The organism is Streptomyces sp. NPDC087420 (genome assembly GCF_044744165.1).
GTDB lineage: Bacteria > Actinomycetota > Actinomycetes > Streptomycetales > Streptomycetaceae > Streptomyces.
Window position 1 is genome coordinate 101488 of sequence record NZ_JBIUXU010000014.1, and the last position, 24129, is coordinate 125616.

Annotated in this window: 16 protein-coding genes; 7 read left to right on the plus strand and 9 right to left on the minus strand. The window is 70.5% G+C overall.

From position 1 onward, the window contains the following. The first annotated feature begins 17 nt into the window (after positions 1–17). The 3 genes from ACIO1C_RS28025 (at position 18) to ACIO1C_RS28035 (ending at position 6603) form a co-directional block, all read left to right on the plus strand. Entirely contained in the window at positions 18–1913 is a 1896-nt protein-coding gene (locus ACIO1C_RS28025) for a discoidin domain-containing protein (protein ID WP_401868345.1), read from the plus strand. 108 nt (positions 1914–2021) lie between these two features. Then, positions 2022–5108 (plus strand): glycoside hydrolase family 3 protein, encoded by a 3087-nt coding sequence (locus ACIO1C_RS28030; protein ID WP_401868348.1) that lies wholly within the window; start codon positions 2022–2024, stop codon positions 5106–5108. A 130-nt stretch (positions 5109–5238) separates the two neighbouring features. Further along, on the plus strand, positions 5239–6603 hold the full coding sequence (locus tag ACIO1C_RS28035) for a hypothetical protein (RefSeq protein ID WP_401868351.1): 1365 nt from the start codon (positions 5239–5241) through the stop codon (positions 6601–6603). A 106-nt stretch (positions 6604–6709) separates the two neighbouring features. Here the strand turns inward: ACIO1C_RS28035 and ACIO1C_RS28040 are convergent, their stop codons facing one another. Beyond that, the gene (locus tag ACIO1C_RS28040) at positions 6710–7321 is read right to left on the minus strand and encodes a YceI family protein (protein ID WP_401868696.1); all 612 of its coding nucleotides are present in this window, start codon (positions 7319–7321) and stop codon (positions 6710–6712) included. A 265-nt stretch (positions 7322–7586) separates the two neighbouring features. On the opposite strand from ACIO1C_RS28040, the gene ACIO1C_RS28045 reads away from it, so the two are divergent. The 4 genes from ACIO1C_RS28045 (at position 7587) to ACIO1C_RS28060 (ending at position 12770) form a co-directional block, all read left to right on the plus strand. Further along, positions 7587–8096, plus strand: coding sequence for a hypothetical protein (locus ACIO1C_RS28045; protein ID WP_401868354.1), 510 nt, complete (start codon positions 7587–7589; stop codon positions 8094–8096). Positions 8097–8342: 246 nt separating this feature from the next. Continuing rightward, the gene (locus tag ACIO1C_RS28050) at positions 8343–10754 is read left to right on the plus strand and encodes a polysaccharide lyase 8 family protein (protein WP_401868357.1); all 2412 of its coding nucleotides are present in this window, start codon (positions 8343–8345) and stop codon (positions 10752–10754) included. 163 nt (positions 10755–10917) lie between these two features. Further along, positions 10918–12501 carry an acyl-CoA carboxylase subunit beta gene (locus ACIO1C_RS28055; RefSeq protein WP_401868359.1) on the plus strand — a complete coding sequence of 528 codons (1584 nt, stop codon included), beginning with the start codon at positions 10918–10920 and terminating at the stop codon, positions 12499–12501. A 62-nt stretch (positions 12502–12563) separates the two neighbouring features. Then, positions 12564–12770: an acyl-CoA carboxylase subunit epsilon gene (locus tag ACIO1C_RS28060; protein ID WP_401868361.1), complete on the plus strand. Its 207-nt coding sequence runs from the start codon at positions 12564–12566 to the stop codon at positions 12768–12770. A gap of 90 nt (positions 12771–12860) precedes the next feature. On the opposite strand, the gene ACIO1C_RS28065 is transcribed toward ACIO1C_RS28060, so the two are convergent. The 8 genes from ACIO1C_RS28065 to ACIO1C_RS28100 form a co-directional block, all read right to left on the minus strand. Further along, entirely contained in the window at positions 12861–13445 is a 585-nt protein-coding gene (locus tag ACIO1C_RS28065; RefSeq protein ID WP_167026571.1) for an ATP/GTP-binding protein, read from the minus strand. Then, on the minus strand, positions 13426–14070 hold the full coding sequence (locus ACIO1C_RS28070; RefSeq protein ID WP_401868364.1) for a DUF742 domain-containing protein: 645 nt from the start codon (positions 14068–14070) through the stop codon (positions 13426–13428). The genes ACIO1C_RS28065 and ACIO1C_RS28070 overlap by 20 nt, the downstream gene beginning before the upstream one ends. A gap of 97 nt (positions 14071–14167) precedes the next feature. Beyond that, positions 14168–14581, minus strand: coding sequence for a roadblock/LC7 domain-containing protein (locus ACIO1C_RS28075; RefSeq protein ID WP_040028900.1), 414 nt, complete (start codon positions 14579–14581; stop codon positions 14168–14170). 10 nt (positions 14582–14591) lie between these two features. Continuing rightward, entirely contained in the window at positions 14592–17843 is a 3252-nt protein-coding gene (locus ACIO1C_RS28080; protein WP_401868367.1) for a nitrate- and nitrite sensing domain-containing protein, read from the minus strand. Between the two features lie 339 nt (positions 17844–18182). Continuing rightward, positions 18183–18767, minus strand: coding sequence for an ATP/GTP-binding protein (locus ACIO1C_RS28085; RefSeq protein ID WP_167026562.1), 585 nt, complete (start codon positions 18765–18767; stop codon positions 18183–18185). After that, positions 18748–19155, minus strand: a complete 408-nt coding sequence (locus tag ACIO1C_RS28090; RefSeq protein ID WP_167026559.1) for a DUF742 domain-containing protein — start codon at positions 19153–19155, stop codon at positions 18748–18750. Before ACIO1C_RS28090 ends, ACIO1C_RS28085 begins: the two co-directional genes overlap by 20 nt. A gap of 110 nt (positions 19156–19265) precedes the next feature. After that, positions 19266–19679: a roadblock/LC7 domain-containing protein gene (locus tag ACIO1C_RS28095; protein ID WP_030351794.1), complete on the minus strand. Its 414-nt coding sequence runs from the start codon at positions 19677–19679 to the stop codon at positions 19266–19268. Between the two features lie 9 nt (positions 19680–19688). Continuing rightward, positions 19689–23594, minus strand: coding sequence for a nitrate- and nitrite sensing domain-containing protein (locus ACIO1C_RS28100; protein WP_401868370.1), 3906 nt, complete (start codon positions 23592–23594; stop codon positions 19689–19691). Positions 23595–24129: the final 535 nt, after the last annotated feature.

Below are 24129 nucleotides of genomic sequence, written 5' to 3' on the forward strand. Positions count from 1 at the left end.
CCACCACGGAGGCAACGATGCCCTCGCGCACCACACTCCTCGCCACCACCGCCGCACTGGTGGCCCTCTCCGCACCGCTCGCGTTCGCCGCACCCCCGTCCGCCCCCGGCGCGGTCCCCGCGAAGGCCGCCGCGGTGGCCGCCGCGCCCTGGAACGCCGACCAGGCCGCCGCCTCCTACGCGATCAGCCCGGCCCGGGTCACCTCCTCCGGCAGTGAGAACCCCGGCGTCGGCCCCGGCAACGCCTTCGACGGCAACGCCGCCACCCGCTGGGGCAGCGAGTTCGCCGACAACGCCTGGATCCAGGTCGACCTCGGCAGCTCCCTGCGCATCAACCAGGTCAAGCTCGAATGGGAAGCCGCGTACGGCAAGCAGTACGTCCTCGAAGTGTCCAAGGACGGCACCAACTGGACCAACTTCTACACCGAGACCGAGGGCACCGGCGGCACCGTCACCGCCCACACGTATCCCCAGGAGGTCACCGGCCGGTACGTCCGGCTGCGCGGCGTCCAGCGCGCCACCGCCTGGGGCTACTCCCTCTTCTCCTTCCAGGTGTACGGCGGTGAGCAGGCGCCCGCCTCCACCACCCGCACCAACCTCGCCCTGAACCACCCCGCGTACGGCAACCTCTACCAGCACGCGGGCAATTCACCGGCCTACGTGACCGACGGCGGCTGGCCGGCCGACCTCAAGGCCGACCAGACCCGCTGGGCCAGCGACTGGAACGCGGACCGCTGGGTCGGGGTCGACCTGGGCGCCTCGTCCCGCATCGAAGCGGTCGACCTGTACTGGGAGGCGGCTTACGCCGTCGACTACGAACTCCAGGTCTCCGACGACAATCGCACCTGGCGCACGGTCTACCGGCCCTCCGCCGCCGACATCGCGGCCCGCCGCGCCGACGTCAAGTCCCCGGGGGACGCCGTCGGCAGACGCGACACGATCAACCTGCCGACCCCGGCGACCGGCCGTTACGTACGGATGCTGGGCAAGGAGCGCCGCTCGTTCTACAACCCGGCGCCGGCCACCGCCCAATTCGGCTACTCGCTCTACGAGTTCCAGGTCTGGGGGACCGGCGGCAGCGCCAACGCGGCCTACCCGGCCCTGCCGAAGAACTCCACCGGCGCCTACCGCACCACGTTCTTCGACGACTTCACCGGCTCCGGGCTCGACCGCAACAAGTGGCGCGTGGTGCGCACCGGCCAGGAGATGGGCTCGGTCAACGGCGAGTCCCAGGCGTACGTGGACTCGGCCAACAACATCCGTACGGAGAACGGCACTCTGGTCCTGGAGTCCAAGTACTGCAAGGGCTGCACCACCGTGCCGGGCGGCGGGACCTACGACTTCACGTCGGGCCGCGTCGACACCAACACCAAGTTCGACTTCACCTACGGCAAGGTGAGCGCCCGTCTGAAGCTCCCCGTCGGGGACGGCTTCTGGCCGGCGTTCTGGCTGCTCGGAAGTGACGTGGACAACCCGTCCGTCTCCTGGCCCGGTTCGGGCGAGACCGACATCATGGAGAACATCGGCTACGGCGACTGGACCAGCACCGCGTTGCACGGGCCCGGTTACTCGGCCGACGGCAATATCGGCAAGACCCAGACCTTCCCGGGAGGCGGCCGCGTCGACCAGTGGCACACGTACGCCGTCGAGTGGCTGCCGGAAGGCATGCGCTTCACCGTCGACGACCGTGTGGTGCAGGAGACCTCCCGGCAGAAGCTGGAATCGACCCGCGGCAAGTGGGTCTTCGACCACAACCAGTACGTGATCCTCAACCTCGCTCTGGGCGGCGCCTATCCGGCCGGCTGGAACAAGGTCACCCAGCCCTACTGGGGCCTCCCGCAGTCGAGCGTCGACCGCGTCGCGCAAGGCGGGATCAAGGCCGAGGTGGACTGGGTGCGGGTCGAACAGAAGTAAGACCAGCCGGCGCCCGGGGAGGGGTGACACCCTCCCCGGCGCCGGCCGGTCCGCTACGCCCCCGGGGACACCAGAGTCACCGGGGGCACCAGGGACACAAGGAGCACCATGCAAGGCACACGTGTCAGACCGAGACCGGGCACCAGGACGGCGGCGCTGCTCGCGGCCGCCGTCCTGGCGGGGCTGCTGCCCCTCGCGGGAACCGCGTCGTCCGCCACCGCGGCGGACGACCCGGCCCCCGTGGCCGTCGACCGCTTCGAGGGCGAGATCCCGTTCGCGAACCCACCCGCGGAAGGCATCTTCACCTGGGGCGGGGACGCCGACGACCCGCCGACCCTGAGCATCGCGGACCGCGCCGACGCCCCCGAGGGCGCCAAGGTCCTCGAAGGCTCCTACAACGTCAGCGGGTACGGCGGGTTCAGCCACGACTTCGCCTTCGACAAGCCGTCGCACGACTGGTCGGCCCACCGGGGCATCCGCTTCTGGTGGTACGGCCAGAACACCGCGCCGCTGCCGCCCGGATCCGGCAAGAAGATCGCCTTCGAGATCAAGGACGGCGGCGCCAACGGCGAGGCCTCCGAGCTCTGGAACACGTCCTTCACCGACGACTGGGAGGGGTGGCACCTGGTCGAGATCCCCTTCGCGGACTTCCAGTACCGCACCGACTACCAGCCCGTCGGCGGTATCGACCACGTCCTCGGCCTGACCGAGATGTGGGGTTACGCCTTCACGATGCCCACCGGTGCTCCGGGTCGGTTCGCCCTGGACGGCGTGGAGTTGTACGGCAAGGCCGACCCGAGTCTCAAGGCGAGCGTCGTCACCGACGCGGCGGTGTACCCGGTCAAGGAGGGCGCCACCGCCAAGGTGAAGGTCTCCGTCGCGACCACCGGCTCCGTCCCCGTCGACGAGCCCGTGACGGTCGACTACACCACCGAGGGCGGCACCGCCGAGGCGGGCAAGGACTACACCCCCGTCTCCGGCTCGGTCACCTTCCCGGCCGGCAGCGCCTCGGGCACCTCGCAGACCGTCGAGATCCCGACCCTCAAGGACCGGGCCGGTGAGAGCGCGGAGACCGTACCGCTCAAGCTCACGGTCACCGGTGCCAAGCCCCCGGTCGAGAACCCGCAGGTCGTCGTGGACGCCCACGGACTGCCGTACCTCGACACCAAGCTCCCCGTGAAGAAGCGGGTCACCGACCTGGTCTCCCGGATGTCCCTCGCCGAGAAGGCCGGCCAGATGACCCAGGCCGAGCGCAACGCGCTCACGGCCCAGGGCGACATCGCCACGTACGACCTCGGCTCGCTGCTCTCGGGCGGCGGCTCCGTGCCGACGCCCAACACCCCCGCCGCCTGGTCGAAGATGGTCGACGCCTTCCAGCTGAGGGCGCAGGCCACCCGCTACCAGATCCCGCTGATCTACGGCGTGGACGCGGTGCACGGCCACAACAACGTCGTCGGCGCGACGATCATGCCGCACAACATCGGCCTCGGGGCGACCCGTGACCCGGCGCTGGCGGAGAAGACCGGCGCGGTCACGGCCAAGGAGGTGCGGGCCACCGGCGTCCCGTGGGACTTCGCGCCCTGCGTCTGTGTCGGCAGGGACGAGCGCTGGGGCCGTACGTACGAGACCTTCGGCGAGGACCCCGCCCTGGTGACCTCCCTGGACACGGTCGTCAACGGCATGCAGGGCTCCGCGTCCGGCAGTGACCTGGACCGCAACGACAAGGTGCTGGCCACGGCGAAGCACTTCGTCGGCGACGGCGGCACCGAGTACGGCTCGTCCACGACCGGCTCGTACACCCTCGACCAGGGCGTCACCAAGGTCACCCGCAAGGAGCTGGAGGAGGTCCACCTCGCGCCGTTCAAGGACGCCGTGAAGCGGGGCGTGGGCACGGTCATGCCCTCGTACTCCTCGCTGGACATCACCGACGACAACCTGGCGCCGGTCAAGATGCACGCCGACGGCGCGATGATCAACGGTGAGCTCAAGGACAAGATGGGCTTCAAGGGCTTCGTCATCAGCGACTGGCAGGCGATCGACCAGATCCCCGGCGACTACGCGAGCGACGTCCGTACGTCCGTCAACGCCGGGCTCGACATGATCATGGTCCCGACGCAGTACAAGACCTTCACCCAGACGCTCCAGGCGGAGGTCACGGCCGGCCGGATCACCCAGGCCAGGATCGACGACGCCGTCTCCCGCATCCTGGAGCAGAAGTTCAAGCTGGGCCTCTTCGAGAAGCCGTACGCGGACACCACCCACCAGGCGGAGATCGGCTCGCCCGCCCACCGCGCGGTGGCCCGCCAGGCCGCCGCCGAGTCGCAGGTGCTGCTGAAGAACGACGGCGCGGTCCTGCCGCTCAAGCCGTCGCAGAAGGTGTACGTGGCCGGCTCCAACGCCGACGACCTCGGCAACCAGGCGGGCGGCTGGACCATCAGCTGGCAGGGCGCCTCGGGGAAGACCACCACGGGCACGACCATCCTGGAGGGCATGAGGAAGGCGGCCCCGGACGCCACCCTCACCTACTCCAAGACCGCCACCGAGCCCACCACCGGCTACGACGTCGGTGTGGTCGTCGTCGGCGAGAAGCCGTACGCGGAAGGCATCGGTGACGTCGGCAACGGCCACGACCTGGCGCTGAGCGCCGAGGACAAGAAGGCCGTCGACACGGTCTGCGCCGCCATGAAGTGCGCCGTCCTCGTCGTCGCGGGCCGCCCGCAGCTCATCGGCGACCAGCTCGGCGACATCGACGCGCTCGTGGCGTCCTGGCTGCCGGGCACGGAGGGCGACGGTGTCGCCGACGTCCTCTACGGCAAGCGGGCGTTCACCGGTCAGCTCCCGCTGACCTGGCCCAAGTCGGTCGAGTCGCTGCCGATCAACGTCGGTGACGCGTCGTACGACCCGCAGTACCCGTACGGCTGGGGTCTGACGACCCTCAAGGCGCCCCCGAAGGGCGGCCAGGCCACGCTCGCCGCGATAGGCCTCGCGGCGAAGATCCTCCAGAAGGCCGGGCTCGGCAAGTCGGCGCAGGGCAAGGAACTGGTCGGCCAGGCCAGGCTCCTCGTCCAGCAGAAGATCGGCCAGTCCGTCACGGCCGCGTCGGCGAAGCCCTTCGCCGAGGCGGACCACCTGCTGCTCACCGGTGACCTGACCGGTGCGGTGGCGAAGCTGACGGCGGCGTACAAGGCCGCCTGACCGGAGCAGTACACCCCCCAGGTACGAGGCACCCGAGCCGGCGGGCTCGGGTGCCTCTCCCTTTGCCGGGACGCTTGGGTTTTTGTCGCTGTAAGCACCACTTTGGTGTGATTCGGGTAGCGTCGACCGTATGAGGACCAGGCTCTTCACCGCGCTGTCCGGGTTGCTGCTCGCCTCGGCCGCCGCCCTCACGGCGGCACCCGTCACGCCACCGGCCGAGGCGGCCACCGGCCCCGGGACCGCCGCGGACGCCCTCAGGAAGAACCCGGTGTACGTGGACCCCCGCGCCACCGGCCAGCTGTCGCTGCCGCAGGCCGACGCCCTGGCGAAGAAGATCCGGGACGCGGACAAGCCCCTCTTCGTGGCGGTCCTGCCGCAGAACGCGCAGTTCCCGGCCGACAGCGTGCTCCGTACGATCCGCGCCGAGACGGGTGTGACCGGCCTCTACGCCGTCCGCCTGGGCGACGGCTTCAACGCGGGCGCCGACGCGTCCGTGCTGTCGGAGCGCGCGGTACGGAACCTCACCGCCGCGGTCAAGGTGGGTTCCCCGGACGCCGCGACCGAGCTGAACAACTTCGTCGACCAGGCACTGCCCCAGACGCGCGGCCACGCCCCGGATTCCTGGGGCTCCACCGGCAACGGCGACGGCAACGACGGGAGGGAGGGGCTGATCGCGCTCGCCGGGCTCGTGGTGGTGGGCGGCGGGGGAGCGTACGCCGTCATGAGCAGGAACCGCCGCCGGCGGGACGAGAAGCGGCGGGAGGCCCTGGAGAAGCTCCGGGTCGTCGTGGACGAGGACATCACGGCCTTCGGCGAGGAGCTGGACCGCCTGGACTTCCATCCGGCGGAGTCCGGCGCGGACGAGTCGATGCGTACGGACTACGAGCGGTCCCTCGACGCGTACGAGAAGGCGAAATCCCTCATGGGGTCCGCGCAGCGGCCGGAGGACGTGCGCGAGGTGACCGAGGCGCTGGAGGACGGCCGCTACCACCTGGCGATGCTGGACGCGCGCAGAAAGGGCGCCCCGCTGCCGGAGCGCCGTTCGCCGTGCTTCTTCGACCCGCGGCACGGGCCTTCGGTGACGGACGCGGAGTGGGCGCCGCCGGCCGGGGTGGTCAGGACCGTGCCGGTCTGCGCGGCGGACGCGGCGCGGCTGGCGGACGGGGAGGACCCGGCGGTCCGTACGGTCGGTACGGAACAGGGCCCCCGTCCCTACTGGGAGGCCGGGCCCGCGTACGGGCCCTGGGCCGGCGGGTACTTCGGCGGCGGGCTGCTGCCGGGACTGCTGGCCGGCACGCTGCTCGGCGCGGCCATCGCCTCACCGGGCTATGCCGCTGATTACGGCGGCGGCGAGTACACCGGCTTCGACGGCGGGGACACCGGCGGAGACACCTCGGGCTCGGACTTCGACCCGGGTGACTTCGGGGGTGGTGGGTTCGGCGGGGGAGGGGACGGGGGCGGTGGCGGCGGGTTCGACGGCGGGGGCGGCTTCTAGCTCCTGGCTTCTGGATCCTGCCGGGAACAGGGCCGTACCGAGGCTGGTGCCTCGCCCCCGCCGGTCGCGTACCGACGCTCGTCCGTGCCCCTCGGGGCGCGACGGGTCAGACGGCCTCGGGGGCCTTCTTGATCGCGCTGATGTCGAAGAGCAGCTTGACCTTGTCGGAGACGACAACGCCGCCGGCCTCCAGCGCCGCGTTCCAGGTCAGGCCCCAGTCGGAGCGCAGGATGGTGGCGCCGCCCTCGAAGCCGACCCGCTCGTTGCCGTAGGCGTCGGTGGCCGCGCCGTTGAACTCCAGGTCGATGGAGAGCGGCTTCGTGACGTCCTTGATGGTCAGGTCGCCGTTGATGCGGTACGACTCGCCGCCGAGCTCTTCGGCCGAGGTGGACGTGAAGGTCATCTTCGGGAACTGCTCGGCGTCGAAGAAGTCGCCCGTGAGGAGGTGGCCGTCGCGGTCGGGCGCGCCCGTGTCGACGCTGGAGATCGTGACGACGATCGAGGCCGTGGAGTGGGCGGGGTCGGTGCCGTTCAGGTCCAGCGAACCCTCGAACTCGGTGAAGGCGCCGTGGACGTTGGTGACCATCGCGTGGCGCACCGAGAAGCCGATCTTGCTGTGGCTCGGGTCGATCGTGTACGCGCCGGTCAGGGCGGCCAGGGCGGGGTCGATCTCGCGGGTGGCGGTGGCGCCGTCGTTCTTGCGGCCGAAGAGAGCCATTTCTATCTCCTGTGCGTAGTAGTTCAACATTCAATGAGTGTCGGACGAGCGCAACCATAGACCCATCTCGTTCGGATTTCAACTATGTCCCTCGATCGAGGGAACTCCTTTACCCGCGGCCTCCACGACCCCTTCACGGGCCGGTCCCGCACGCCCTCTGGCGGACGCGCGTAGACATCGGGCAGGATCGGCCTGCGCCACCCGCACCGCCTGCATCGCCGTCCCACCGGCCCGACATCACCGTCACAGCAGGAGGAATCCCCCCATGAAGCTCCGCTCCGTCCTCAGCGCGCTCGCGCTTGTCCTGGGCGCGCTGTTCGCCCCCGGCTTCGGCGTCCTCACGGCCTCCACCGACGCCCAGGCGGCCACGAAGATCACCCACGCCACCGCGACGTCGATGTTCAGCTCGCGCGGCATCACGTGGTCGTCGTCCGGCGGCTGCTCGAACCGCAACAACGCGACGTGTACGTCGTTCGACCAGCTCAACCAGGCGACCGCGCAGGGCGCGCAGACCCTGCGGAGCGCGACGGGCTGCGCGCTCAACATCACGGGCGGCACGGAGACGGGCCACGCGAGCGGCACGTACTCGCACTGGAACGGCTACAAGCTCGACTTCGGCAAGTCGACGTGCCTGACGAACTACGTCAAGAACACGTTCACGTACATCGGCGTGCGCGGCGACGGCTATCCGCAGTGGCAGGCGGGGTCGGGCAACGTGTACGCGGACGAGGGGAATCACTGGGACGTGACGTTCTACAACTGCGGCGGCTGCTGACGCGCGCCCGAGCCCGCGCGGGCCTTGTCCTCAAGCGCCGGACGGGCTGCATGGTGCTCGTCCGGCATGGCCCGTGAACGCCTACGGGGTCACCGCCTGTCCTCAATCGCCGGACGGGCTGAATTGGGCTGCTCGGCATGGTGTGGCCCCTGCGGGGTCCTGATCGCGGCACAATCAGGCGGACCCCGGCCCCATCAAGCCCGTCCGGCGATTGAGGACAAGCCGCGCGCGTTCGTGGAGGTACGCATGACCTGGGCCCGACGCCACCTCCTCGCGGCCACCGCCGCCACCGTCGGCCTCGGACGCGCCGAGCACGCCGGCACAAACGACACCGCCCTCGACACCCTCCGGCACCGCTGGGCCGCCCTCCACCTCGGTACCGCGTACGACGCGAAAGAAGAGCCGTACGCCTCCCGCCTCGCCCGCACGGGCACCCGCGCCGCGCACCACCAGAAAACCATCGCCCCCACCCCCACCTCCCTCTGGCCCGATCACCCCTTCGACCCGCCGGCCGGCGTCACCGCCAGCTACGGCCGGCTCCTGACCATGGCCGAGGCCTACCGGCGGCCCCGCACCGGCCTCACCGGCGACCCCGCCCTCCTCGCCGTCGTCCTGCGCGGGCTCGACCACCTCGCCGCGACCGTCTACCACCCCGGCACCACGCCGTACGGCAACTGGTGGGAGTGGCGGATCGGCAGCCCCCGCCACCTCCTCGACACCGTCGCCGTGCTGTACGACCACCTCACCGAACAGCAGCGGGGAGCCGCCTTCGCCGCCGTCGACCACTTCGTCCCCGACACCCTCCTCACCGACTACTCCGGCGTCAGCACCGGCGCCAACCGCGTCGACCTCTGCCGCTCCGTCGCGCTGCGCGGCATCCTCGGCCGGGCGCCGCAGAAGATCGCCCTCGCCAGGGACGCCCTCTCGCCCGTCTTCCCGTACGTGACGAAGGGCGACGGCCTCCACGCCGACGGATCGTTCGTCCAGCACACCTGGGTCGCCTACTCCGGTACGTACGGCCAGGTCCTGCTCGACGGCCTCGGCCGGCTCTTCACCCTCCTCGCCGGATCCCCCTGGGCCGTCACGGACCCGAACCGGCAGATCGTCCTCGACAGCGTGGAGCGGGCCTACGCGCCGCTGATCCTGGACGGTCTGATGATGGACAGCGTCAGCGGCCGGGCGGTCAGCCGCGGCTGCCTCAAGGACGACGACCTCGGCGTCCTGCGGAGCGACCACTTCCACGGCCAGGCCCTGATCGCGGCGATCCCGCTCCTGATGGGCGTCGCGAGCGCCGCCGAACGGACCCGCTGGACCGCCAGGACCAAGGGCTGGATCGAACGCTCCGCCGCCCCCGGCGCCCCCTCCCCGATCCTCACCGCCCCGCAGTTCGACGTCGCCGACCTCGCCCGGCTGCACACCCTCGCGGACGCGGAGGTCCCCGCCGCCCCCGAACCGGTCGGACACACCCTCTTCCCCGGGATGGACCGGGCCGTCCACCGCCGCCCCGGCTGGACCGCCAACCTCGCCATGGCCTCCGAACGCATCGCCTCCTACGAATGCGGCAACGGCGAGAACCCACACGGCTGGCACACCGGCGCCGGAATGCTCTACTGGTGGACGCCCGGCCCGGACGAATCGGATAAAGGCGACCGTCCCGACGCCGCCCACCGCCTCAACGACCAGTACACCGACTGGTTCTGGCCCACCGTCGATCCCTACCGGCTCCCCGGCACCACCGTCTCCACCCGCCGCCTCCCGGACCGCGCAGGCGGCGAATGGGGCGCGCCCAAACCCGCCGTCCGCTGGGTCGGCGGTGTCACCGACGGGGATTTCGCCTCCGTAGGACAGCACCTCAAGGGCCTCGGCTCCACCCTGGAAGCCCGGAAGTCCTGGATCTTCACCGCCGACACGGTCGTCTGCCTCGGCGCCGGCATCACCGGCACCGACGGCGTCCCGGTGGAGACGGTCGTCGACAACCGCAACCTGGGCGAGCCCGACTCCGGGACCGGGCGCCACCGCTTCACCCTCGACCCCGCTCCCCGCCCCCGCTGGGCCCACCTCGCCGGCCACGGCGGCTGGGTCTTCCCCGGCGGCGCGCCCCCGGGCACCCTGCGGACCCTCGAAGAGGACCGCACCGGCTCCTGGAACGACATCAACACCACCAGCACCACCGCCCGCCGCACCCGCCGCTACCGGACGCTCTGGCTCGACCACGGCACCGACCCGGTGGCGGCCTCGTACCTCTACCTCCTGATGCCGGGCGCCTCCCGCCGTACCGTCGCGGCCCGCGCCGCCGACCCCCACTGGCTGTCGCTCCTCGCCCATACCGGTCACGTCCAGGCCGTGGCGGTCCGCTCCCTCGGCCTGACCGCCGCGAACTTCTGGCGGGCCGGTACGGCGGGCCCGCTCACCGTGACCGCCCCCGCGAGCGTGCTCGTGGTGGAGCGGGGGCGTAACGCCACGATCCACCTCAGTGAGCCGGTACGCTCCGGGCAGCCGGTGGACGTCGTCTGGGACCGGCCGGTACGGCGGGTGGTGGCGGCGGACCCGTCCGTGGAGGTGCTCGCGGCGGGGCGCGCCGTGCGGCTGCGGATCACCCCGGGGACGCTGGGCGGAAGCCACCGCTGTGACGTCACTCTGCGCGGACACACGGGATGACTCTGTGCCGACATCTATGGAAACCCTACAAGTACTAGGTGTTCCGAGCTATGAGGTCGCGCCCATTCGGGTCGGGTTCTGTCCAGCTCCACCAGGAATCGGGGCAGGAGACTGTGTGGAGTCTACGGAGCTATTTACCCCTCCGTGTTCGTAGGGTTGGAACATGACCGTAGTGGACGAGAAGCCGAGCGAGCCCGCCGACGCCCGTGGCCGGGTGGCCGAACTGCACGCCCTGCGCGAGCAGGCCCGCCGGGGGCCGAGCGACCGGGCCACCGAGGCCCAGCACGCCAAGGGCAAGCTGACCGCCCGTGAGCGGATCGACCTGCTGCTCGACGAGGGATCGTTCAAAGAGGTCGAGCAGCTGCGCAGGCACCGGGCGACCGGATTCGGCCTGGAGACGAAGAAGCCGTACACGGACGGTGTGATCACCGGCTGGGGCACGGTCGACGGCCGTACGGTCTTCGTGTACGCGCACGACTTCCGGATCTTCGGCGGCGCGCTGGGCGAGGCCCACGCCACCAAGATCCACAAGATCATGGACATGGCCATCTCGGCCGGTGCCCCGCTGGTCTCCCTGAACGACGGCGCGGGCGCCCGTATCCAGGAGGGCGTCTCCGCGCTCGCCGGCTACGGCGGCATCTTCCAGCGCAACACCCGCGCGTCCGGCGTCATCCCGCAGATCAGCGTGATGCTCGGCCCGTGCGCGGGCGGCGCCGCCTACAGCCCCGCCCTCACGGACTTCGTCTTCATGGTCCGCGAGACCTCGCAGATGTTCATCACGGGCCCGGACGTGGTGAAGGCCGTCACGGGCGAGGAGATCACCCAGAACGGCCTCGGCGGCGCCGACGTGCACGCCGAGACCTCCGGCGTCGCGCACTTCGCGTACGACGACGAGGAGACCTGCATCGCCGAGGTGCGCTACCTCCTGTCGATGCTCCCGCAGAACAACCGCGAGAACCCGCCCACGGTCGACTCCGAGGACCCGGCGGACCGCCGGTCGGACGTCCTGCTGGACCTGGTCCCCGCGGACGGCAACCGCCCGTACGACATGCACAAGGTGATCGAGGAGCTCGTCGACGACGGCGACTTCCTGGAGATCCACGAGCGCTGGGCCCGTAACATCATCTGCGCGCTCGCCCGGATCGACGGACAGGTGGTCGGCATCGTCGCCAACCAGCCGCAGTCCCTCGCCGGGGTCCTGGACATCGAGGCGTCGGAAAAGGCCGCGCGATTCGTCCAGATGTGTGACGCCTTCAACATCCCGATCGTCACCCTCCTGGACGTACCGGGCTTCCTGCCCGGCGTCGACCAGGAGCACGGCGGGATCATCCGGCACGGCGCGAAGCTGCTGTACGCGTACTGCAACGCGACGGTGCCGCGGATCTCCCTCATCCTGCGCAAGGCGTACGGCGGTGCTTACATCGTCATGGACTCCCAGTCCATCGGCGCCGACCTCACCTACGCCTGGCCGACCAACGAGATCGCGGTGATGGGCGCCGAGGGTGCCGCCAACGTCATCTTCCGCAAGCAGATCGCCGAGGCCGAGGACCCCGAGGCCATGCGCGCGCGCATGGTCAAGGAGTACAAGGCGGAGCTGATGCATCCCTACTACGCCGCGGAGCGCGGCCTGGTCGACGACGTCATCGACCCGGCGGAGACCCGCGAGGTGCTCGCGAGCGCCCTCGCGATGCTCCGCACGAAGCACGCCGACCTGCCCTCGCGCAAGCACGGCAATCCCCCGCAGTAGAAGCCCCCGCAGTAGAAGCCCCGCGCCAGAAGCCCCGGCAGTAGAAGACGGAGACCGACTCCATGAGTGAGCCCACCAACGATTCCCTGCTGCGTGTCGAGAAGGGTCAGGCCGACCCCGAGGAACTCGCCGCGATCACCGCGGTCCTGATGGCCCGCGCCGCCGCCCGCTCGGAGGCCCCGGCCGTCGGCCGCGGCCGCTCCACCGCGGGCTGGCGCCGCCTGGAGCGCAGCTCTGGCTTCCGCGCCCCGCACAGCTGGCAGGGCTGACCCGCCCCGCCCACACGGCGTGTACGTACGACAACGGCCCCCGCACTCATCGAGTGCGGGGGCCGTTGTGCGTGACCAGTGGGGTGTGGTTTAGCGCAGTCGTGCCATGAGTGCGTGTTCGACGAGGGTGATGAGGCCGCTTTTGGCGTCGGCGCGGTGGCGGGCGTCGGTGGTGATGATGGGGGTGTCGGGTCCGATCTGGAGTGCTTCGCGTACTTCGTCGGGGGTGTAGGGCTGGTGTCCGTCGAAGCCGTTGAGGGCGATGACGAAGGGGAGTCCTGAGTTTTCGAAGTAGTCGACGGCGGGGAAGCAGTCGGCGAGGCGGCGGGTGTCGACGAGGACGACGGCGCCGATGGCGCCGCGGACGAGGTCGTCCCACATGAACCAGAAGCGGTCCTGTCCGGGGGTGCCGAAGAGGTAGAGGATGAGGTCTTGGTCGAGGGTGATGCGGCCGAAGTCCATGGCCACGGTGGTGGTGGTCTTGTCTCCGGTGTGGGTGAGGTCGTCGATGCCGGCTGACGCGCTGGTCATGACGGCTTCGGTACGCAGCGGGTTGATCTCCGAGACGGCGCCGACGAACGTGGTCTTGCCCACGCCGAAGCCGCCCGCCACCACGATCTTCGCGCTGGTGGTTGAGCGGGCTGCTCCTCCGCCGCTAGAGCTTCCGAAGTCCACTGAGCACCCTTTCGAGCAGTGTCACGTCTGGCTGACCGCCGGCGGTCTCGTCGCCGCCGGGCTGATGGATGGCGACAAGTCCGGCCTCCGCCAGGTCGGCTACGAGGATCCGGGCGACGCCGAGGGGGATGGAGAGAAGTGCCGAGATCTCGGCGACCGACTTGATCTCGAAACAGAGCTGGCAGATCCGCTGGTGCTCGGGCAACTGCCCTTGCAGCCGGGACGGATCGGCCGTCGTACTGACCAGTGCCTCGATGGCGAGCTGGTATCGCGGGCGGGTCCGTCCGCCGGTCATGGCGTACGGGCGCACCAACGGGTTGTGAGTGTCCCTGGACGGGTCGGGCGCGGAGGAGCGCCGGGGCTGCTGCACCGGTTGGATACGGGGCGTCCGGGGCTGGTTGTACTGGTGTTGCGGCGGGTAGGGCTGGTGTTGACCGCCCGGTCCGCCGTAACCGCCGCCCTGACCGCCCTGACCGCCCTGATTTCCCTGACCGCCCTGACCGCCCTGTCTGCCTTGATCGCCCTGACCGCTCGGCGCGGACGGGAAGTTGAAGCGGTTCCGGGCCTGCTCTCCCGTGGGCTGCCGGACACCGTCATAGGGATGTCCGCCTGGGGGTGTAGCCACGTTTCCTCCTCCGACTGCCGGTCGCCGGTCCTTGGTGTGCCTGTGGAGCCGCGCGCCACCGCACCCTATGGTGCGGTGGCGAGAACTGCACTGTCTGTCAGTTGAGCAGACTTCCCTGGAGTTCGGCGCGGAGGTCCGGTGTGAGGACCGTACCGGCGCGATCGACCAACAGGGCCATCTCGTAGCCCACCAGGCCGATGTCGGCCTCCGGGTGGGCGAGCACGGCCAGCGAGGAGCCGTCCGAGATGGACATCAGGAAGAGGAAGCCGCGCTCCATCTCCACGACGGTCTGGTTGACGGCGCCCCCTTCGAAGATCCGGGACGCCCCCGCGGTCAGCGAGGTCAGCCCGGACGCCACGGCCGCGAGCTGATCGGCCCGGTCGCGGGGGAAACCGTCGGACATGGCGAGCAGGAGTCCGTCGGCGGAGACCACCACCGTGTGGGACACCCCGGGGGTGTTGTCCACAAAGTTGGTGATCAACCAGTTCAGATTCTGCGCCGCCTGGCTCATCGGGCTCACACTAACGCTCCTGGTTGTAGGTACTGCCCGGGCCGTGGCCCGGTCCGTTCGTGTCCGCTCCCGCGTTGCGTCCCCGCAGGACCCCGCGCCGCAGGTTGCTCAACCTGCCGCGCACGTCCTCCGGAGCACGGGAGACCTGGGGGCCGCCCTGCGGGGTGCTCTCCGCCGTTCCCTCGACCAGATTGGCCTTGGGCACCCGGCGGGGAAGACCGGACGGGGTGACCCCGCCCGCCTTCGGCTCGCGGAGCTTCTCGGCCCGCTGCCAGCGATCGTCGTTCTTGGAACGCCAGTCCTCGGTGTCCGCCGCCCCGGAGTCCAACTCGCCGGTGACCGGGGGAGTCTGGCCCTGTCCGTCGCTCTGACCGGTGGGCTGCCACTCCTGGGCCTGGCGGCCACCGCCCCGGCGCGGCAGTCCCGCGCCGGTCAGCGCGTGACTGGTGCTCGGAGAAGGACCCGGACGGTCGAAGCCTACGCGGTCGGCGGGGATCTCGGGTGCGACCTGTGAAGATTCCGGTTCGGCGGGCGCCACCGGAGGGTACGCGCCCTGATCGGCCCACTCACCCTGGTGGGGTTGGCCGTCAAAACCGTTCTGGTACGGGACTTCGGCATTCGGCAGGTCCGGGTAACCGGCCTCCGCATAGGCGGGTGCCAGGGGCTCCTGGTATCCGTCGGGCGTGCCGTAGGGCTCGGGCGCGCGGTACTCCTCGTACCCGGCCGGCTGGTACCCGTCCGCGGCCGGTGCCTCCGCCGTCGCCTGCTGGGGGGCGAAGTTCGGGTCGTACGGGGCCTCCTGAGGCGCGTACGCGGCCTCGGAGCCCTCGCGGTACTGCCCGTCGACCTGGTCGCTGAAGAGCGGTCCCTCGGCGCTCTCAGGGCCACCCAGGGCCGCACGCCGTTCCTCGCGCCGCAGGGTGCGGTTGACGGGGTCGAGCCGGCGGCTCTCCTGGACGGGGCCCGGCTCCTCGGCCGCCGTCTCGTACTTCGAGTCGTCGAAGCCGAGTTCGGCCGCCGTCAGCATGGGCGCCGTCGGGAAGGACCGCACCTCGGCGGGCGGTTCCTGGTCCGGGATGATCTGGGAGACCGTGAAGTCGTCGGTCTGGACGGTCGGTTCGCCGCCACCGCCGTGCGTGATCGCGTCGGGGAGCATCACCAGCGACGTCGTGCCCGCCTGCTCGCCCGAGGGGCGCAGCTGGACCCGGATGCCGTGGCGGTCGGCCAGCCGGCCGACCACGAACAGGCCCATGCGCTGGGAGACGGCGGCGTCCACGGTCGGCGGGTTGGCCAGCTTGTGGTTGATGTCCGCGAAGTCCTCGGCGGTCAGGCCGATGCCCTTGTCGTGGATCTCGACCATCACCCGGCCGTCGGGCAGCCGCGTGGCGGTCACCCGGACCTTGGTCTGCGGCGAGGAGAACGTGGTGGCGTTCTCCAGCAGCTCGGCGAGCAGGTGCACGAGGTCGGTCACGGACTGGCCGTGGATGTCCGTCTCGGGGACGCCGGTGAGTTCGATACGGGCGTACGACTCGACCTCCGAGGAGGCGGCGCGCAGCACGTCCACCAGCGGCACCGGCTGGTTCCAGCGGCGGCCCGGCTCCTCACCGGCGAGGACCAGCAGGTTCTCGCCGTTGCGGCGCATGCGGGTCGCCAGGTGGTCGAGCTTGAAGAGGCTCTCCAGCTGGTCCGGGTCGCCCTCGTTGTTCTCCAGGTCCGTGATGAGGGTCAGCTGGCCCTCGATCAGGGACTGGTTGCGGCGCGAGAGGTTCGTGAAGATCGCATTGACGTTTCCGCGGAGCATGGCCTGCTCGGCGGCGAGCCTGACCGCCTCGCGGTGGACCTGGTCGAAGGCGCGGGCGACCTCGCCGATCTCGTCGCGCGAGTCGATCGGGATGGGCTGGACGCGGGTGTCGACCCGGCCCGGTTCGGTACGGGACAGCTGGTCGACCAGCATCGGCAGCCGCTGCTCGGCGATGGAGAACGCCGCCGTGCGCAGCTCGCGCATCGAGCGGCTCATCTGGCGGGCCATCATCCCGGCCAGGATGAAGGCGATGAGCAGGGCGACCACGACGATGGCGCCGTTGGTGATCGCGTCGTTCCTGGCGTTGGTGGAGATCTGCGCGGCGTCCGCGACGGCCTTGTCGACGAGTTCCTTCTCGACCACGGTGTAGCCGTCGAACTTGGCGGTGGCGGCGGCCATCCACACGTCCGGGGTGACCCCCCGCTCCGCGAGCTGCTCGGGGCTGGCGCCGGTGGCGATCGCGGCGACCATGCCGTCGAAGACGGAGCCCTCCTGGCTGGGGGGCGGGGTGAAGTCCTGGCCCGCGGCAGCGGCCTGCTGGCCGGCGGCGGCGAGCTTCTTCGCCCCCTCGGCGGCCTTCTGCTTCATGACCTGCTGGAGCCGGACCGTGTCCGCGGCGGTGCCGCCGGAGACGTACTCGGCGACGGAGACGCTCTCCAGGTAGGCGTACGAGGAGAAGGCGATGGTCTGCCCGCCTCTGACCTGGTCCTTCTGGCTCGGCCTGACCAGCAGGTGCATGCCGATCGAGCGCTGGAGCGACTCGGCGGCCTTGGCGAGCTGGAGGGCGTAGACCGTACGGCCGTAGCTGGTGATGTTGCCGGTGCCGAGGCCCAGCTCGTTGGCGAACTCCATGAGGGAGTGCTGGACCAGCACGTATCCCTCTTCGGTCGCCACGGGGCCGCCGTTGTTGCCGGTCTTGTCCGGGGTCTCCACCGCCGCGGTGTACGCGGTCTTGCGGATGGCGGCCAGCTTGGGCTCTTCCCCGCGGAAGATGCTGAGGCGGCGTTCGAGGCCCTGCTTGGCGGGCATGTCCTGGACCGCGACGTCGAACTTCTTCTTCGCCGCGTCGGTGGCCGCCCTGGTCCGTACGACGATCTGCGCGTCGCGCTTGTTCGTCAGCAGGGGCTGGGCGGTGAGGTCGCGCTCGTTGAGCAGGGCCTGGCCGTACTCGGAGGCGGCCCGCACGATGAGCGCCGTCTTCTCGGCGTCCTGGGCCTCCTGCCAGGTGTCGATCGACCCCTTGACCTGGAAGCCGCCCATCACCAGCCCGACCAGCACCGGGATCAGCAGAATGGCGTTCAGCCGGGTGGCCACACGCCAGTTGCGCGGCGAGAGCCGACTGGAGCTGCCGGGCGCGGAGGGCGCGCCGGCCGGGTCCGCGGACGGCGCCGCCGACCGTGGTGGCGGGGTGAAGTTGCCCCGCGCCTGTTGCTCCGCGGAGCTCGCCTTGCTTCGCCTCACTCGACCAACAACCTCTCGGCGCCGGCACCTACGCTGTGCCGTTTCTCGTTCAGGGCCGTACAAACTCGGGAGTCGCCGAATTCCAGCACGGGGAGTGGTCCCACTCCAAACAGTGGGAATCAGCCGTTCCGAGTGATCCACGCCTCAAATAAAAGGGGCATAAAGGCCGAGCGGGAACAAAAAGGGGTGGCGATGTGAGCGCAGTGATACCAGTTGAGTGCGTCGGGTGTCCGCAGCCCGTCAATTCTCTGTCTAAACGTTATGAAGGGCGAGGCGGGCCGTGTCGGACGACACAGCCCGCACCCTGCGCGGCCTACAGCAACTGCCGTAGCCGTCCGTCTACTTGAGTCGTGCCATGAGTGCGTGTTCGACGAGGGTGATGAGGCCGCTTTTGGCGTCGGCGCGGTGGCGGGCGTCGGTGGTGATGATGGGGGTGTCGGGTCCGATCTGGAGTGCTTCGCGTACTTCGTCGGGGGTGTAGGGCTGGTGTCCGTCGAAGCCGTTGAGGGCGATGACGAAGGGGAGTCCTGAGTTTTCGAAGTAGTCGACGGCGGGGAAGCAGTCGGCGAGGCGGCGGGTGTCGACGAGGACGACGGCGCCGATGGCGCCGCGGACGAGGTCGTCCCACATGAACCAGAAGCGGTCCTGTCCGGGGGTGCCGAAGAGGTAGAGGATGAGGTCTTGGTCGAGGGTGATGCGGCCGAAGTCCATGGCCACGGTGGTGGTGGTCTTGTCTCCGGTGTGGGTGAGGTCGTCGATGCCGGCTGACGCGCTGGTCATGACGGCTTCGGTACGCAGCGGGTTGATCTCCGAGACGGCGCCGACGAACGTGGTCTTGCCCACGCCGAAGCCGCCCGCCACCACGATCTTCGCGCTGGTGGTTGAGCGGGCTGCTCCTCCGCCGCTAGAGCTTCCGAAGTCCACTGAGCACCCTTTCGAGCAGTGTCACATCCGGCGCGCCGCCGGCCTCTCCGTTGCCCGGCTGGTGGATGGCCACCATGCCGGCTTCCGCCAGGTCCGCCACCAGGATCCGGGCGACGCCGAGCGGCATCGTCAGCAGGGCCGACACCTCAGCCACCGACTTGACCTCACGGCAGAGGTGGCAGATCCGCTGGTGCTCGGGGAGCAGGGTGGCGAGATGAGCGGGGTCTGCTGTCGTACTGACCAGCGCCTCGATGGCGAGCTGGTACCGCGGCCGGGTCCGTCCGCCGGTCATGGCGTACGGGCGTACCAGCGGCTGATCGCCCTCAGGTCCGTACGACGCGTCGACTGAGGCGCCGTACGGATCGTGAGAGGCGGGTGGCGGGGTCATGAATCCTCCGGGCGTGACAGCAAGATGTCTGCGTGCCGTCTGACTTGGCCGGTGGGGGGCCGGTTGGGCGGCCTGACGGGGTTGGAGCTGGTGGCGGCGGTGCCGAAGCCTCAGTGCAACAGACTTCCTTGAAGCTCGGCGCGCAGGTCCGGCGTGAGGACCGTACCGGCGCGGTCGACCAGGAGGGCCATCTCGTACCCCACCAGACCGATGTCGCACTCGGGGTGGGCGAGCACGGCCAGGGAGGAACCGTCGGAGACGGACATCAGGAAGAGGAAGCCGCGCTCCATCTCCACCACGGTCTGGTTGACCGGGCCGCCTTCGAAGATCCGGGACGCCCCCGCGGTCAGCGAGGTCAGCCCGGACGCCACGGCCGCGAGCTGGTCGGCTCGGTCGCGGGGGAAGCCCTCGGACATGGCCAGCAGAAGTCCGTCCGCGGAGACCACCACCGTGTGGGACACCCCAGGGGTGTTGTCCACGAAGTTGGTGATCAACCAGTTCAGATTCTGAGCGGCCTGACTCATCGGACTCAACTAACGCTCCTGCTGGTGAGAGGGGCCGAGGTTGAAGCTGTTGTTCGCCGGACCGGCTGTGCCCGCCTGACGACCCTGCTGAATACCCCGGCGTAGATTGGTCAGTCGGCCGCGTACGTCTGCCGGCGCACGCGAAACCTGCGGACCGGCCTGGTTGTTCTGTTCCTGCGCGGTACCGGGCACCAGGTTGGCACGCGGCACCCGGCGGGGCAGACCTGAAGTGGTGATACCGCCCGCCTGGGGCTTTTTGACCCGTTCGGCCTGGCGTACCAGCTCGTCGTTGGGTGACGTGCGCCAGGAGGACGTGGCACTGGAGCCGTTCGCCCCCGAGCCGTTGGTGGCCGGGCTGTTCGAGCCGGCACCGTTGGTGCCGAAACCGTTGCCGCTCGGCGCGCCCGCGCCCATCAGACCGGCACCGGGCTCACGCTGCGGCATCGGGTCACGCCGGGGCGCCGGCGGCAGCGGGGCCGGAGCCTGCTGCTGCGGGGCGACCGGCGCCGGGGGCTGCTGGGGCGGGGGCGGCTGCTGCTGTCCGCCCGGCTGCTGACCGTGGAACCAGTTGGTCTCCAGGTTGTCGAACAGCGGGGTACGGCCGTCGCCGGGACCGGCCGGCGGCAGTGCCTCGTGCTGGGGCTGCGGCGGCAGGCTGGGCTGGCGCGGGGCGCCGTAACCCGGTCCGTCCTGGCCACCCCGCCCGTTGAGCGGCTGACCGTACTGGTCGAGCTGCCCGGGGCCGCGGCCCTGCGCACCCGGCGCCGCAGAGGGAGCCGGGGGACGCGGGGCGTTGAAGTCCTGCTGCTGGCCGTAGTTCGGCGGCGCGGCGTAGTTCTGCTGCTGGCCGTTGCCGTAACCCTGCTGGTAGCCGCCCTGCTGGGCGCTGTGGTCGGGCTGGTAGCCGGTCGGCGCGGGCGCGTTGAAGTCCGGCCGGGGGAACTGGGCCGTGGCAGCCGCATCTTGGTGGCCTTGCTGCTGCCCCCCGCCCCGCTGGCCGTTGTCGGCCCCGGGACGCGGCGCGTCGAAGTCGGGCCGGGGGAACTCCGAGGTGCCGGGACCCTGCTGCGAGGCCTGGGGCCGCGCGTACTGGCCGGTGTTCTCGTGCTCCTCGTGACCGCGCGGGGCGTCCTGCGCGGGCTGCTGCCCGGTGCCCCAGCTGGTGGTCTCGGGGCGCTGCTGGCGGTTCTGCGGCTGCGGGTTGCCGCCCGGCAGCTCGGCGCGCGGACCACCGGGAGGCGGCAGCTGTCGGCTGCGCTCCGGTACGCCGCCCTGCTGGAAGGCGTTCTGGGCGTGGCCGCTGAAGCCGTTCTGGCCCTGCGGTCCGTTGGGCGCGCCGGGACCGTCGTTACGGCCCTGGCCCTGGCCGGGGTTCTGGCCCTGGCCCTGGCCCGCGAACGCGTTCTGGCCGCCGAAGACACTGTTCTGACCGGTCTGGCCCGTCTGGGCCGAGCCCTGGCGCTGCGGGTTCTGCGGCGCTCCGTTCCCGCCCTGCTGGCCGCCTGGTCCACCCTGTCCGCCGTCCCGGCCGGGCAGTGCGGCGCGCGGGCTCGCACCGGCGCCGACCTGGCCGCGCGGGGTGCCCGCGGCGATGCGGCCGGGCGGCGGCGAACCGGGGCCCGCGGTGAGACCGGGGGCGGGCGCTCCGCCGGGACCGGCGGTGAGGCCGGGGCCCGCGGGCGGCCGGCCAGCCACCGGGGCCTGGCCGTTCTGGAGGTTCTGGCCGCCGATGTTCATCCCGGGCTTGCCGACCGGGCCCTTCTTGCCGCCGTGGGCGACGTCGACCGGCAGCATGACCAGCGCGGTCGTACCGCCTGAGTCGGAGGGGCGCAGCTGGATCCGGATGCCGTGGCGCAGGGACAGCCGGCCGACCACGAACAGACCCATGCGGCGCGAGACCGAGACGTCCACGGTGGGCGGCGACGCGAGCCGCTCGTTGATCGCCGCGAGGTCCTCGGGCGAGAGGCCGATGCCGGTGTCGTGGATCTCGACCAGCACCCGGCCGTCGGGCAGCGCGTGACCGGTGACGCGGACCTTCGTCTGCGGCGAGGAGAACGACGTCGCGTTCTCCAGCAGCTCGGCGAGCAGGTGCACGAGGTCGTTGACGACGCGTCCCGCGACCTCGGTCGCGGGGACCGAGGACAGTTCGATGCGCTCGTACTGCTCCACCTCGGAGGCGGCGGCGCGGAGCACGTCGACCAGGGGCACGGGGCGGGTCCAGCGACGGCCAGGCTCCTCACCCGCGAGGACGAGGAGGTTCTCACCGTTACGGCGCATACGGGTCGCGAGGTGGTCCAGCTTGAACAGCGAGGACAGCTGGTCCGGGTCGGCCTCGCGCGACTCCAGCTCGGAGATGAGCGAGAGCTGGCGCTGGATGAGGCCCTGGCTGCGGCGCGAGAGGTTGGTGAACATCGCGTTGACGTTGCCTCGCAGGAGGGCCTGCTCGGCGGCGAGGCGGACGGCCTCGCGGTGCACGTCGTCGAAGGCCGCGGCGACCTGGCCGATCTCGTCCCTGGAGTGCACACCGACTGACTCGACGGAAGTGTCGACGTCCTGCGGGTCCGACTCGGAGAGCGCCTTGACCAGCTCGGGCAGGCGGTCCTGGGCGACCCTGGTGGCCGTGTCCTGGAGCCGGCGCAGCGAGCGGATCATCGCGCGGGCCACCACGAAGGCGCCGACGAGCGAGACCCCGAGGACGAGCAGGATCAGCGCGGCGTTGATGTACGCGTCGCGCTGGGCCTGGTCGCGCAGTTCGCGGGCCTTGCCCTCCATCTCGCCCAGCAGCGTGGCCTCGATGGTCTTCATCGCGTTGATACGGGTCGAGGCCTGGTCGGTCCAGTCCAGGTACGAGCGGTGGGGCTCGTTCTTCAGGCCGTCCTGCTGTCCGAGGACCCGGTCCGCGTACTTCTCGGCGGCCTGGATCTCGGGGTTTCCCTGGCCGTTGAGCGGTGCGGTCAGCTCTTCGGCGTTGCCGCCCATCGACTCGTACAGCGAGTTGAAGGACGTGAGGGAGTTCTTCTCCTTGGTGAGCGCGTTCTGACCGTAGAGACGGTCGTTCTCGCTCAGCGTGCCGTCCTTCTTCGGGTCGGCGGGGAGCGCGGCGGCGATGATGGCCCGCTGGATGGAGGCGTACTCCTTGGCGGACGAGAACGCGGCCAGCGCGCGGGTCCGCTTGATCATGTCCGGGTTGCTGGTCGCCTGCGCCATGTCCTGCGAGAGGCTCAGCAGGGACTCGATCAGTCCGCTGTAGGCGTCGACGGTGAGGGAGTCGGCACCCTTGGACTGGTAGGCGCCCTGGCGGATCTTGTTGATCTGGTTGACCTGCGTGGCGATCTGGTTGACGTTGGAGCGGATGGACTCCAGCGCCTGGTCGCCGTCGGTGTTGCCGATGTCGACGGTGGCGTCGAGGAAGGCCTTCTTCGCCCGGTCCGTCTTCGTACGGCGGTCCTGAACCTTGAAGTCCGACGCGGTCGCGCCGTTGGTGAGCGGACCCGCCGACTCGTCCCGCTCGGCCTGGAGTTGAGCCGCGAGGTTGGTCGCTTCCTTGGTCATCTTCGTCAGCAGCTGCATGTGCTCCAGCTGCTGGATCTCGTTCAACGACTCGTTGATCCGCAGCCCGCCCAGGGTGGTCGCCGCGACCACCGGGAGGGTCAGCAGAGCGACCAGGCGGGTACTGATGCGCCAGTTGCGCAGAAGTATTCGTGAGCCGGCGTCGGTCGGCCCCACGGGTTTCGGCGCGGCCGTCTTGCCGTCGCCGCCCGGAGCCGCCCCGGGGCGTGCGGCCCGCGGGCCGCTCTCGCCCGTCGGTGCCTGGCCCGGGTTCTGGGTGTGCTGGGGCGAGGCACCGCGGTCGGTTCCGCTGCGGGGCTCCTGCTCCGCCGCAGCGCTGCTATCCCTCTTGAAACGTCCCTGCACTAGCGTCGCAACCTCTGGACCAGGCGTCCCACCGCGAAACGGCAGGACGGTGTCGGCGTCGTGGGGCGCAGAACGCTCCCCATGGTGGTCTTGAGTGACCGGCGCTTTACCCCTTCCCCACCGCCACGCGGCGCTGCGATGCGCCCCTGCGCGCCGGCTTGAAACCCGCGGCGGTGGGGGGAATTCCAGCACAGTGCAGGATCTCCAACAAGGGCCGCGTACCGGGCTGTGACCTGTATGACACCGAGTGAGCACCATGTCACAAGCCGTAGAAAGAGTTCATGGAGGAAAGGGGGCGATTGCTGACAGGCTGCTTACGGGTGGGGGGTGTCCCAGTCCTGATGATCAGGAGCGGAATGCAACGTTCAGTAGCGCAATGTCCGTTTCGGTGATCTTGAGACCCCGCCCGGAATGCCTCGAATGCCCGCCCCGTCGTGAGCAAACTCACATGGAGATCGCGAAGGGATCCCCGCTCCGCCGGGGAATCGCGTGTTTAGCCTGACGTTTTACAAGGACGGCACGTCCGACAACCGGC

Bases quoted from the DNA above. Each gene is read 5' to 3' on its own strand.
- ACIO1C_RS28055 (WP_401868359.1), top strand. From the start codon at position 10,918: ATGACCGTAGTGGACGAGAAGCCGAGCGAGCCCGCCGACGCCCGTGGC.
- ACIO1C_RS28075 (WP_040028900.1), bottom strand. From the start codon at position 14,581: ATGAGCCAGGCGGCGCAGAATCTGAACTGGTTGATCACCAACTTTGTG.
- ACIO1C_RS28060 (WP_401868361.1), top strand. From the start codon at position 12,564: ATGAGTGAGCCCACCAACGATTCCCTGCTGCGTGTCGAGAAGGGTCAG.
- ACIO1C_RS28040 (WP_401868696.1), bottom strand. From the start codon at position 7,321: ATGGCTCTCTTCGGCCGCAAGAACGACGGCGCCACCGCCACCCGCGAG.
- ACIO1C_RS28025 (WP_401868345.1), top strand. From the start codon at position 18: ATGCCCTCGCGCACCACACTCCTCGCCACCACCGCCGCACTGGTGGCC.
- ACIO1C_RS28045 (WP_401868354.1), top strand. From the start codon at position 7,587: ATGAAGCTCCGCTCCGTCCTCAGCGCGCTCGCGCTTGTCCTGGGCGCG.
- ACIO1C_RS28095 (WP_030351794.1), bottom strand. From the start codon at position 19,679: ATGAGTCAGGCCGCTCAGAATCTGAACTGGTTGATCACCAACTTCGTG.
- ACIO1C_RS28030 (WP_401868348.1), top strand. From the start codon at position 2,022: ATGCAAGGCACACGTGTCAGACCGAGACCGGGCACCAGGACGGCGGCG.
- ACIO1C_RS28050 (WP_401868357.1), top strand. From the start codon at position 8,343: ATGACCTGGGCCCGACGCCACCTCCTCGCGGCCACCGCCGCCACCGTC.
- ACIO1C_RS28035 (WP_401868351.1), top strand. From the start codon at position 5,239: ATGAGGACCAGGCTCTTCACCGCGCTGTCCGGGTTGCTGCTCGCCTCG.
- ACIO1C_RS28090 (WP_167026559.1), bottom strand. From the start codon at position 19,155: ATGACCCCGCCACCCGCCTCTCACGATCCGTACGGCGCCTCAGTCGAC.